This window comes from Ercella succinigenes (assembly GCF_900002895.1).
In genome coordinates this window covers 1-12,663 of sequence record NZ_CDHP01000046.1, presented here as the reverse complement: position 1 = coordinate 12,663, position 12,663 = coordinate 1, and the positions used below count along the sequence as shown (strand labels likewise).

Genomic DNA, 12,663 nt, shown 5'->3' with positions numbered 1-12,663 from the left:
GGATGCAGTGTTGAGAATGATGCTGCCGCCAGAGAATTTAGGGCCAAAAGCGATACATGAAATAGTAGGTGTACCGATTGATACAATAAAGAAGTGGCGTTATAGGTGGAAAGTAGCAGGCAAACTTGATCTGGCGGATAATGCCCAAGCAGCAGAAAAATGGGGCAGTGATTCAAAATTCGCGATTGTAATGGATACAATAAAATTAAACGAAATTGATTTGATAAAGTATTGCTTAGATAGAGGATTATCACCTGAGCAAGTTCACAAGTGGCAGGAAAATTGTTTGAGAGCAAATACTGCAATGACATCTACCATAAGCGAATTAATGGAAAACGAAAAAGAAAACGAGAAAGAAATACAGCAAGTAAAAAAACGTCTTAAGAAGATGGAGTCTGAGCTTGCTGAAGCCAGAGCTTTACTAGAACTAAGAAAAAAAGTCGAAGCGATCTGGGGAACCTCGCAAACAGAACAAGAGGAAGAATGACCATTGCCTCAGATCGCGAAATAATAATAGCATTGGTTACTGAGGCGATAACAGCCGGAGCAAGACAATCCCCGGCCTGCAAGGAAGTAGGAATCACGCCGAGAACACTGCAGAGATGGACAAATCCAAAACTGCCGATCGAAGATCAGCGGCCTAATGCAAAGCACCCGCAACCTAAGCATAAATTGACTGAGCATGAAAAGAAGAAGATTATACAGACAATTAACAAGCCGCAATTCGCTGGCAAGCCGCCAAGTCAGATTGTGCCTATATTGGCGGATAAAGGTATATATATAGCTTCAGAATCAAGTTTTTACAGAGTTATGCGTGAAGAAAAAATCAAACTCAAATATGGTGGAACACGCAAACCTCATAGGTATAAACAAGAGAATCATTGTGTTACTGGGAAAAATCAGGTCTGGTCTTGGGATATAACATATATAAACGGACCAATAAAGGGATTGTATTACTATTTGTATCTGATACTGGATATTTATACCAGAGATATAGTTGGTTGGGAAGTTTGGGATCAAGAAACAGCAGAAAATGCCAGTCGCTTGATAAGACGAGCTATCTTGTGCCAAGGAATAAACAGCAATAAACAGCCTCTTGTACTACATTCGGATAATGGCAGCCCTATGAAGGGTGCAACTATGCTCGAAACACTCTATGAGCTAGGTATTAAGCCATCTCGTAGCAGACCAAGGGTAAGTAACGATAACCCATATTCAGAATCAATCTTTAAAACTTGCAAATACCGTCCAAACTACCCCAAAAAAGGATTTTCCAGCCTGAATGAGTCTCGAAAATGGTGCAAAAAATTTGTAGAGTGGTACAGACATGAGCATCGCCATAGTGGAATACAATTCCTTACTCCCAGTCAGCACCATAATGGACTTGCCCAAGATATCTTAAACCGTAGAAAGCAGGTGTATGCTACCGCAAGAATCAATAATCCATTGCGGTGGAAAAATAATACAAGAGCTTGGAATCTTCAACCAGAAGTTTGGTTGAATAGACCAAAGAAAATTTCAGATCAATTGCGACAACTATCTTGACAACCACCGTATAGGGGGGACACTCTATCTCAAATCAAAAAATCCTTATAATGCCTGGCAATAGGTCTTTACAGCCGTGTTTTCCTAGAAGCTTGCCTGGTACCTGGTGCCAGACAACGTTATCGCTTTAAATCGTCAAACGTGCTGATATAAAGACACTTCAAAGGATTATTCTGATATCCTTGTCTGGCACTAAGTGCCAGATAAGAATTATAATAAAAAGCCTGTATAAGCCTGTCAATAATGCGTTTGCAAACTTGAATAAAATTATATATAGTGTCCCGCTAGCCTGCTGTTATTTTGTCGTGACTATATTTTATATTGTTATTTTTCTGCTTTTTTGCAGACTTTATTTCGTCGTTTAACAAGCAAGTTGCATAACCATCTGCGTTAATAGATTTTCCATGAAATTTGGCGGGTACATCTTACGAAACCTTGAAATTATGTTGTGGTCCGGCACCGGCTCTCCTTTTCTTAACCAATGAATATAGCCCCCCGTTTTTGCTATAGTCACACTGTAAATTTTTTATTTTCACAACTAAATTTTTACCTGATTAGGGGGTTGTTCGGAACCATATTTTAAGTTTTTGACATAAAAAAGAGCCGTCTCATAATTTTCATTTTGAGACAGCCCCATTGTTTTTTTTGCTAGCAGCAAAAAATAATATTAATATTGCTATGTTGCTGAATATAGAGTAGATGCTAAAATATTAGTTAAGAATTAATATTTAAAACAAAAGCATGAAATAATTTGAGTTTTACGAATATGATACAAAACAATATTCATAGTTTTAATCTTCTATTTAACCTAACAAAACATTATTAAAAGATTGAAGGGAGTTATTATGAAGTTTAATTACATTACATTTATGGTTCGTGATATTGAAAAATCAATTATTTTTTATCAGCAGCTTGCAGGGCTTGTGTTGCTGAAAAAATTTAATCCTGGACCAGGTACAATTGCTTTTCTAGCAAATGCAGAGGGTGAAACTATGCTGGAATTGATTCAGTTTAATGATGTAGAAAAAGTTTCTACAAAAGGGATGGTGATGAGCTTTTTTACAGAAGATAAACTGGATAATCTAAGAGATAAGGCAATTAGTATGGGATATAACCCGTCAGAAATCATTGATCTAAAACCAAAACCAAAACACTTTAAGGTTTTAGATCCAGATGGTATTGCTATAGAATTTTCTATTTAAGGCAACCCTAATGGTTTCATGGCGCAGGCTGGTTCATTGCCATTATCTCTCATATAATTTGCACCCCATTCATACATTGCTGCCAGAATTGGCTGCAGGCTTTTACCAAAATCCGTTAAAGAATATTCTACCTTGGGTGGAACAACCGGAAAAACTTTCCGGTTGATTAGATTGTCACTTTCCAGTTCGCGCAGCTGCTGAGTTAGCATTTTAGGTGTAGCCTGAGGAATAATTTTTTGCAATTCTCCATGCCTTAAAGCACCTCCGAGAAGGTTCCACAAAATAAGGGATTTATATTTACCACCTATCAATCTTAGCGTAGCATCAACCGGGCAGTTAAGATTATTATTTTTAGTGCTCATATATATTTCCTCCTAAGTTGTTACAAAAATTATTATTAAAAAATAATTTTTGCAATGTCTATACTATCCTTTTGGGTAGTATATAACTATTAAGTGCGTACTTACAAAAAAGTAGTTTACGGCTATAATAATAGCGTGATGGTTATTATTTGTCAAAACAATAAAAATATCTTTCAAATGTCTTGGATAATTCAAGAAAGCAGTTAGATTCAGAAAGGAGTCTTAGACGTGGAAAAACAAGTTTTAAATATAAAGGGAATGACCTGTGCTTCATGCTCAGGACGTGTAGAACGGACAGTAAATGGTATGGAAGGTGTAAAGAAGGCGTCTGTAAATCTGGCTAGTGAAAAACTTTTTGTTGAGTATGATTCTGACAGTTTGTCTCTCTCAGTTATTGAGGAAAGTATCAATAAGCTCGGCTATAAAGTGGAAAAAAAAGATAGTAATAGTAAGGTTACAATCTCAGTTGGTGGAATGTCATGTGCCGCATGTGCTCAGCGTGTTGAGAAAGCAGTAGGAGGTATGGCTGGAGTAGAAAATGCTTCAGTTAATTTTGCTACTGAAAAGGCAACTTTTGCATATAATCCAGAACAAGTGCGTCTATCGAGCATAAAGGATTCAATTGAGAATTTAGGTTACAGTATTATCGAAGATTCAAAAACTAGTGGTTTGGATGCTGATAGGGCAAGAAGACAAAAAGAAATAAGCATTATGTGGACGAGATTTATTGTTTCTGCTGTATTCTGTATCCCGCTGTTTTATATTGCTATGGCTCCCATGATCAATATGTCAACCTCATTAAGATTACCGTTTCCTTCGGCTCTTGATCCGATGAATTATCCGCTTATATTTGCTCTGATTCAGCTATTTTTGACTGTTCCAATAATCATTGCAGGATACAAATTTTACACAGTCGGGGTAAAAGCTATTATACAGCGCAGTCCTAATATGGATTCTCTGGTAGCCATAGGTACTACGGCTGCTTTAGCTTATGCTTTGTACAATACCTTTCTGATTGCCAGTGGCGATTTTCATTCTGTAAATATGCTTTATTATGAAACAGCAGGTGTAATTCTGACATTGGTTATGCTGGGAAAAACCCTTGAAATGTCAGCTAAAGGCAAAACCAGTGAAGCATTAAAAAAGCTGATTGGTCTTGCTCCCAAAACTGCAATTATTTTGCAAAATGGTACAGAAAAAGAAATACCTATAGATGAAGTTGAAATTGGAGACATTATAATTGTTAAACCAGGAGAAAAAATACCAGTAGATGGAAAAGTTGTTGATGGACAGACTTCTATTGATGAATCAATGCTTACAGGTGAAAGCATGCCGGTTGATAAAAAAGCCGGGGATTCTGTTTATGCCGCAACAATAAATGCTAATGGTAATATTAGTTTCAGAGCAGAAAAAGTAGGCAGTGATACGGCTTTGGCACAAATAATAAAATTGGTTGAAGACGCCCAGGGCTCAAAAGCTCCTATTGCTCAGATAGCGGATATAGTTTCAGGATACTTTGTTCCGATCGCTTTTGTGATTGCTATAGTTTCAGCCGGTGCCTGGTTTATTGCAACAAGAGATGTTGAATTTGCAATGACAATATTTATTTCTGTTCTGGTAATTGCTTGTCCTTGTGCTTTAGGACTTGCTACTCCTACGGCTATCATGGTGGGAACAGGTAAAGGGGCAGAAAACGGTATACTTATAAAGGGCGGAGAAGCACTGGAAAACGCACATAAAATAAATTCCGTTGTGCTTGATAAAACGGGCACTATAACAGAAGGAAAGCCTACCGTAACTGATATTTTAACAGTTGATGATCTGGCAGAAAATGAAATTTTGCAGATCACAGCTTCTGCTGAAAAAGCCTCAGAACATCCATTGGCACAAGCAATTGTAAACAAGGCTCTGGAAAAAGAGCTTGAAATACTTAAATTACAGCATTTTGAAGCCATCACAGGACAGGGGATTGAAGCTGCTCTTAACGGCAAAAACATACTGGTAGGCAATCGTAAATTAATGGATGAAAAATCAATTTCTCTTGCTGCACTTGAATCAGAATCAGATCGTCTGGCAGGAGAAGGTAAAACACCTATGTACATTGCTTTTGACGGTTCACTTGCAGGTATAATAGCCGTTGCTGATGTGGTGAAAGCATCAAGTAAAGCAGCTATTGAAAAATTACATCAGATGGGTATAGAAGTTGCCATGATAACAGGCGATAATCAAAAAACAGCAGCTGCAATAGCGGAGCAGGTTGGTGTTAAACGTATATTAGCTGAGGTTTTGCCGCAGGATAAAGCCGGAGAGGTTAAAAAACTTCAAGCCGATGGACAAAAAGTTGCGATGGTAGGGGATGGCATTAACGATGCCCCGGCACTTGTTCAGTCTGATATAGGAATAGCTATAGGTTCAGGTACAGATGTAGCTATGGAATCTGCAGATATTGTGCTTATGCATTCTGATCTGCTGGATGTGCCTACTGCTATTAATTTAAGTAAGCGAACAATTCGCAATATCAAGCAAAATTTGTTTTGGGCATTTGGCTATAATGTGATTTGTATTCCAATTGCTGCGGGCTTACTGCATTTGTTTGGTGGACCACTTTTGAATCCCATGTTTGCAGCAGCAGCGATGAGCCTTTCATCAGTATCGGTAGTTTCAAATGCTCTGAGACTTAAGCGTTTTAAGCCGGTATAAGATTTTGAAATTAAAAGCATTGTAATTTGAATTTTTTGAAATGTATAAAGAGAGAGGGCTGGCTTAATTATGATAAAAAAAATAAAATTAATGATTACTGCTACTATAGGACTTATAATTATTTTTTCTATAACAGGCTGTAACAGCTTAACCAAAAAGCTTGACGTTGTTGCTACAGAATCAGTCAAATCATTTGAGACAATTCTGGAAGAAATTGATGTCAAAGCAGATAGTAAAAACAATGGCTGGTTAATTGAAGCCCCGGATAAATCTGCAAGGTTTATCTGGAGTGAAGATTTTAGTAAAAGTCCTCTCTATGATGTAATGATAGAGCTGGAAGCACAACCATTCATTGATGCAGGCTTAGATATCAATAATCTGCCGGCAGATATTATTCATGATGATGGAGTTTTGATTATTGGGCAAAAACTTGGTGATGATGTTTTGGCTTATGAAGGTTCTTCAACCGCAATAGATGCTTACAAGCATATTGTTGATTTGTACAGAGATCATATAGGATACCATATGCAAATGGATCATTATGGGGTTGATCTTGGCGGAGGAAACATGTTTGAGTGGGCAAAAGATCTCTCTGAAAATGATAAGGATATTGTCTTTGTCTTAAATCCTGAATCTTTTATTAATGCAGGGGTGGATCCTGAGAATATTGATGGTTGGACTTTTGCCAGTGTTTCTGTCATGGATGAAGATGGTAAAGAGATTGAAAAAGATAAAATATTGAAGTTTTTTGATTTGCGATAAATAATTCCAAACAACTTAAAGAGGATGTTAAACAGAAAAAAATTCGAAAATCATCATATTTTCTGTTTCTGGATAAAATAAATAAGGCAATTGTTTTTTCAAAAACATTTAAAAGGTAGTGTAGCTTTGATCGAGCTACACTGCTTTTTTATGCTCTTTTGATAAAAAATATAAAAATTAACAAAAAGGTTGACACTGGTTGATTTTTAAACTAAAATCAATTCAATCAATTCATATAGGTATAGTAGGAATTAAAAGGAGGACAAAAAATATGAAAAAAATTGCGATCTTAACGATTGCTGCATTGCTGGTATTATTTGCGGCAGGATGCGGTAACACAGGGGGAACAGCTAATGGTTCAACTACAGTTTCCAATGAATCTAATATTGATTCTGTAGATACAGGGGAAACTGAAAGTTCTGAAACACCAGAAAAATTCCAAATAATTGTAGCTGATGCCAAAACAACACATCATTTAAATCTTTATGTGGCACAGGAATTAGGGTATTTTGAAGAGCTAGGTCTTGAAGTTGTTATAGAGTCTGTGGAGGACAATGCAGCGGCAAGAGATCTTGTTGTATCCGGCGGGGCAGATGTTTTCTGGTCTTGCCCGACTGTAGCTATTGCAGCGGTTGCTAACGGTGCACCTATAAAAGCTATTGCACAGGTTAAAGCTCCTTGTACATCTGTACTGGTTGTTGATGAAAATTCAGACATCAAGCAACTTACGGATCTTGAGAATAAAAGTATTGCCGGAATATCACCTACTTGTGAAGCTGTTATATCAATTACAGCTGCTGCCAAGCAAGCTGGTTCGGAATTTGTTCTTGAGAAATTAGCCGGAGGGCCTGCTATCCAAGCATTAGCTAGTGGTGCAGTTGATGCAGCAATTTTAGAAGAACCACATGTAAGCATTGCTGAATTGGAAGGTTATAAAGTTTTGTTTCCGGATATTTCTGCAAATATTCCTTGCCGGACAATAAATGCTACGAATTCATTGCTTGCAAGTAATCCAGATGCTTTGAAATTGTTTATAGAAGCTGTAGATCGTGCTAATAATAAAATTCTGGCAAATCCTGTTGCAGACGATATTGTAGATATCGCTGTTGAATACACAGGTGCTCCTGCTGATGCAATAAGACATGGAAATGACCGTCTTAAATTTGATGTTCAGCTTAAAGTTGATGGTTTGAAAGAGTTAGGGGAGGCCTTGAAAGAAGGCGGAAATATTACAGAAAATCCTGGAGATAATATTTTTGCCGATGAATTCAAGGGGTTGACTTGGTAGGTAAAAAAGGCAGAATCAATAAACTTTATTCTTTCTGGCAAAAATATTTTTTGTCAGAAAGAGTACTGGCGATTCTGCTTATAGCAATATTTGTTATTACTATGACAGCTTGTAGATCTGAACAAAATGATAGTGATTTATATCCTTTGAGAGTTGGTTATAGTGGGGGTAATCTTACGGCTGCACTTTATGCAGCGCAACAAAACAAAGATTTTGATGAGAAATATATTGCCGACAGATTAGAATCAATTTCAACGGTTGCATATGCTCTTGCGGCAGGTCATTTGGATATAGGTTTTGTTGATGCTGAAAAACTTAGAGCTATAGCTGAGCTTGATGGTTTTGACAATTTAAGAGCAGTAGGCAAAGTAACTTATCCTTATGGATCTACTTTGATATTAAGGAAAGATCTGAACAGAAGACTTTCTGAGTTAAATGGTCTTAATATTGCTGTTTCCGCACCTGACTGCGAACTTTTACAAGCTTTCGAAGCTGATGCTGATCGTCTTGGGGCAGATATATCGGAAATAACATATACCACATTGGCATTTGATGCTATGATACCAGCTTTGGAAGCTGGTAGTGTAGATGGAATCATTATTAAAGGTTTTTATTCTGTGATTGCTCTTGAACAGGGACATAATGTGCTTTATCAGAATTGGGATGTCACTCCTGGCGATGAATGCTGTCCTGCTGTTCTTGATCAGGCTGCTCTGGTGTTGCTTGCAGACAAAAGCAAATATAATGCGGCTAAAGATTTTGCCAAGCTGCTGGAATCGGCGCAAGAAATTGATGAAGATTCTCTAAGAAAATTAATTGCTGAAAATACAACAATTCCGTATGAAATTCTAACAAGTCAGCCTGTTCCTGAGTTTTCTGTTGCAGATGACAAAATTATTAAAGTGTTTTTAGACTAATGTGAAAGGATAATTATTAATGGGCATAAACACATCTGGCAAAAATAATTATACTGTACGCAGATTGATAAAAGAACTTGGTCTGTTTTGTAAAACTGCTTTGGGGAATTTATTTTCGCTGGAGTTCCTGTTTGTACTGATACCACTTCTTGCATTATGGGAAATAATTCCTCGTACAGGTTTTTTGAATATAAATCGCAGGCTTGTACCTACATTAAGTGATGTTGCTGTTGAGTTCTGGATAATGCTGACAAAAGAAAATCTGCTTTTACATATTGGAGACAGTATGGGCAAGTTTTTTCTTGGTCTTGTTCTGGCAATAATAACAGCAATACCTATAGGTATTCTCATGGGCTGGAATATTGCTTTTAGAAAAAGAACTTTGCCTTTATTCCAATTGCTGGCTCCGATTCCGCCACCGGCATGGGTTCCCATAACGATTGTACTTTTAGGGATAGGCTTACCTATGCAGACTTTTTTAATATTTTTAGGTGCATTTTATCCGATTTTATTCAATACGTATCAGGCGGTTAAAGATACTGAACCTCGCTACTTATCATCGGCGAGAGTATTCGGTGCCAGTGAACTTACCTTGATTTTGCGTGTATATATCTGGCATTCAATCGGTGCGATCATAATGAGTGTAAAAACAGGGGTTGCCATGGGTCTGGTCATGCTGGTAATTGCTGAACTTTATGGTGGACGTACAGGTATTGGGTATCTGCTTAATGAGGCTAAAGAGTGGTTTCAAATACCCAAAATGGTTGTCTGTATGGCTGTCCTTGGAATTATAGGCTGGTTTTTGATAGAAGTATTAAAATATATTGAATCAAAATTGGCGGTCTGGAAGGTGGGCAGATAATGATAGAAGCAAAAAATATCAGTAAATTTTTTTCCATTATTAACGAAGATGGCTCAGCAGATGGACTTACAGCGTTAAATTCTGTTTCTCTTACAATTGAAGACGGCAAAATTGTAAGTTTGCTTGGACCTTCCGGATGTGGGAAATCTACTTTTTTGGAAATATTGGCCGGACTTCAGGCTCCTGGTGAGGGTGGAGTATATATAGACGGGGTACAGGTTCTGGAACCACTGCCATCTACAAGAAAGGAAATAGAGGCGTATAAAAGAAAATATAGTTTTCTATCTCCACTTGCTAATGGTATGTTTCGTGATCGGCCAAAGCATGATATTGCTATGATTTTTCAAGATTATGCTGTTTTCCCTTGGATGACCGCTTTAAGCAATGTTGTTTTTACGCTTAAACTACGTGGTATACCAAGAAAAGAACGTGAGTCCAAAGCAATGATTTATCTGAAAAAAGTAGGTTTGGCTGATTCTGTTAGCAAGTATCCTTCACAGCTTTCAGGTGGTATGAGGCAAAGATTAGCACTTGCACGTGCGTTGGCGGTAGAGCCTAAAATTATTCTTATGGATGAACCTTTTGCTGCAGTAGATACTATGACAAGAGAGCGTCTGCAAGATGATCTTCTAAGATTATGGCAGGAATCAGGTGTAACAATTGTTTTGGTTACACATGATACGGAAGAAGCTCTATATCTATCTGACCGTGTGGTGGTTTTTTCTCCAAACCTAGGAAGCATACGCAATGTTTTTGATATAGACGTTGAACGGCCGCGCCGGCGCAGTGATGAAACACTTGGTTTGTACAAGCAAAGGATAGAGGCTGTTTTTAAATATGATATAGATCATGAAAGTGAGTATATAATATGAGCATAAATACGAAAGAGAATACTTTTTTGCCGGACTCAAATCCTGTTGGTGGTTTTAGATCTGCAGTATATGAGAGTATAACTGATGTGATTGGTAGTACGCCTATAGTCAAATTATCTAAATTAGCAGCATCGGCAGAAGCAGCAGTGCTTGCAAAAATAGAGTCTTTTAATCCGCTAAATAGTGTCAAATGCCGTGTAGGCGCGGCCATGATTGAAACTGCTGAACGTGATGGTAAGTTAAAGCCGGGCGGTGTGGTTATTGAACCTACCAGTGGTAATACTGGGATAGGACTGGCTTTTGCCTGTGTTGCCAAAGGATATCGTCTGATACTAACTATGCCGGAAACAATGTCTGTAGAAAGGCGAAAACTGGTAAAAATGCTTGGTGCTGAACTTGTTTTGACACCAGGTAATGAAGGCATGAACGGAGCTGTGAAAAAAGCACAGGAATTAAAGAGTGAGATCCCAGGTAGTTTTATTCCCATGCAGTTTGAGAACCCTGCTAATCCGCAAATTCATCGAGATACAACTGCGGAAGAAATCTGGCGTGATACCGGTGGCAAAGTCGATATTTTTGTTGCTGGTGTAGGTACCGGAGGTACAATAACCGGTGTAGGAGAAGTTCTCAAAAAACGAAATCCGAATGTTCAGATAGTAGCAGTTGAGCCTGATGCTTCACCTGTATTATCTGGTGGACGTTCCGGACCGCATCGTATACAAGGCATAGGCGCAGGTTTTGTTCCTAAAATACTAAATCGTTCTGTAATTGATAAGATTGTTCGTGTAACAAATGAAGATGCTTTTGATACAGCCAGATTAGTCAGCACAACAGAAGGTATTCTTGTGGGTATATCATCAGGGGCTTCTGTATGGGCTGCTTTACAGTTAGCTAAACTTCCAGAGAATAAAGGTAAGACCATATTAACTATACTTCCCGATTCAGGCGAAAGATATATTAGTACACAATTATCTGAAAAACCAGATTAAAACAGACAGGCTAAACAGTTGAATACAAAAAAAAGGTAGTGTCAGGTTTTTTCAGACACTGCCTTTTTTGTTGTGGGTGACTGGATATGCTGTTATAGTTATGTTTATAGCAATTATAGTTTTTAACAAGAAGATGAATAGCAAGTAAAATATCTGGTTAATAGCTTATAAAAAACATTTCAGATACAGGAGACTGAAAATGATTATAGATGATCAATATTTATATGATATCGAAAAAATATTATCACATAGATATGATAATGGTGCCGATTTTTGGACTACTCCTGATAAGCGGCTTATAAAAGGCTCTCCTTTTTCAACGCTTGAATGTATGTCATATTTAATGGAATTAGGGATGTCTCCAGATGATCCTTTGCTCAAACAATGTGCTGAACTGCTTTTTAGTGTATGGAGAGAAAATGGCAGTTTTAAAGTATATCCGCAGGGGGCGGTTTATCCTTGTCATACTGCAAATGTTGCGGAAATACTAAGTTATCTTGGTTATCACTGCGATTTAAGATTGCAAAAGACTTATGAACACCTTTTAAGTATTCAATATAAAGACGGTGGCTGGCGTTGTAATAAATTTAGTTATGGACATGGTCCGGAAACGGATTTTTCAAATCCTTTCCCCACGCTTAATATACTAAATGCTTTTCGTTTTACTGATTATTTAAATAGAGAATCAGCACTTGACCTGGCTGTTGAATTTCTTTTGGAACATTGGACAATCAAAAAACCAATTGGACCCTGTCAATATGGAATAGGGACATTATTTATGCAGGTTGAGTATCCTTTTCGTAATTACAATCTTTTTAAATATGTCTATGTGCTGTCTTTTTTTGATAAAGCAAAAGAAGACAAGAGATTTTTAGAGGCGCTTGAAAAACTGAAATCAAAAACAATTGACGAGCAAATTATTGTAGAGCGTGTTGTGCCAAAATTAGCAAAATTTTCTTTTTGCAAAAAAGGGTATCCAAGTGTTTTGGCAACCAGGCGGTATAATGAAATTTTACAAAATTTAAAATAAAAACATTTTATTTTTGTTTTCTCCTAATTGATTAAAAAAACACTTATATGACATTTAAATAACAATGGTTATAGTATAAAAACTTAAAGGCGTCTCTTTTTAAAGGGATGAAAATTCCAGAAATCGAACAATTT

The 12,663-nt window shown here is 37.3% G+C and carries 10 protein-coding genes and 2 pseudogenes; 11 read left to right on the top strand and 1 reads right to left on the bottom strand.

Features of this window, described 5'->3' with window-relative positions; all coding sequences use genetic code 11:
• The 3 genes and pseudogenes from AC0KSB_RS11025 to AC0KSB_RS11015 all read left to right on the top strand — a co-directional run.
• Positions 1-487, top strand: a pseudogene (locus AC0KSB_RS11025) (hypothetical protein); the annotation flags it as partial.
• A pseudogene (locus tag AC0KSB_RS11020) lies at positions 484-1,434 on the top strand (IS3 family transposase); the annotation flags it as partial. The pseudogenes AC0KSB_RS11025 and AC0KSB_RS11020, both read left to right, overlap by 4 nt.
• Before the next feature lie 956 nt (positions 1,435-2,390).
• Positions 2,391-2,747 (top strand): VOC family protein, encoded by a 357-nt coding sequence (locus AC0KSB_RS11015; protein ID WP_472309226.1) that lies wholly within the window; start codon positions 2,391-2,393, stop codon positions 2,745-2,747.
• Here AC0KSB_RS11015 and AC0KSB_RS11010 read toward each other — a convergent pair.
• Positions 2,744-3,109 (bottom strand): winged helix-turn-helix transcriptional regulator, encoded by a 366-nt coding sequence (locus tag AC0KSB_RS11010; protein WP_472309224.1) that lies wholly within the window; start codon positions 3,107-3,109, stop codon positions 2,744-2,746. The two genes, AC0KSB_RS11015 and AC0KSB_RS11010, sit on opposite strands and share 4 nt — an antisense overlap.
• 228 nt (positions 3,110-3,337) lie before the next feature.
• Between AC0KSB_RS11010 and AC0KSB_RS11005 the strand changes: the two genes are divergently transcribed.
• From AC0KSB_RS11005 to AC0KSB_RS10970, 8 genes are all read left to right on the top strand, one after another.
• Complete coding sequence (locus AC0KSB_RS11005) at positions 3,338-5,809, top strand: heavy metal translocating P-type ATPase (RefSeq protein WP_472309222.1); 2,472 nt, start codon at positions 3,338-3,340, stop codon at positions 5,807-5,809.
• Between the two features lie 69 nt (positions 5,810-5,878).
• Positions 5,879-6,571 (top strand): hypothetical protein, encoded by a 693-nt coding sequence (locus AC0KSB_RS11000; protein WP_472309220.1) that lies wholly within the window; start codon positions 5,879-5,881, stop codon positions 6,569-6,571.
• 271 nt (positions 6,572-6,842) lie between these two features.
• Entirely contained in the window at positions 6,843-7,859 is a 1,017-nt protein-coding gene (locus AC0KSB_RS10995) for an ABC transporter substrate-binding protein (protein ID WP_472309218.1), read from the top strand.
• Positions 7,853-8,776 carry an ABC transporter substrate-binding protein gene (locus AC0KSB_RS10990; RefSeq protein WP_472309216.1) on the top strand — a complete coding sequence of 308 codons (924 nt, stop codon included), beginning with the start codon at positions 7,853-7,855 and terminating at the stop codon, positions 8,774-8,776. Before AC0KSB_RS10995 ends, AC0KSB_RS10990 begins: the two co-directional genes overlap by 7 nt.
• Before the next feature lie 19 nt (positions 8,777-8,795).
• On the top strand, positions 8,796-9,638 hold the full coding sequence (locus AC0KSB_RS10985) for an ABC transporter permease (protein ID WP_472309214.1): 843 nt from the start codon (positions 8,796-8,798) through the stop codon (positions 9,636-9,638).
• Positions 9,638-10,510, top strand: a complete 873-nt coding sequence (locus tag AC0KSB_RS10980; protein WP_472309212.1) for an ABC transporter ATP-binding protein — start codon at positions 9,638-9,640, stop codon at positions 10,508-10,510. The genes AC0KSB_RS10985 and AC0KSB_RS10980 overlap by 1 nt, the downstream gene beginning before the upstream one ends.
• Positions 10,507-11,499, top strand: coding sequence for a cysteine synthase A (gene cysK / locus AC0KSB_RS10975; RefSeq protein WP_472309210.1), 993 nt, complete (start codon positions 10,507-10,509; stop codon positions 11,497-11,499). The genes AC0KSB_RS10980 and cysK overlap by 4 nt, the downstream gene beginning before the upstream one ends.
• A 199-nt stretch (positions 11,500-11,698) precedes the next feature.
• Entirely contained in the window at positions 11,699-12,529 is an 831-nt protein-coding gene (locus tag AC0KSB_RS10970) for a prenyltransferase/squalene oxidase repeat-containing protein (RefSeq protein WP_472309208.1), read from the top strand.
• Positions 12,530-12,663: the final 134 nt, after the last annotated feature.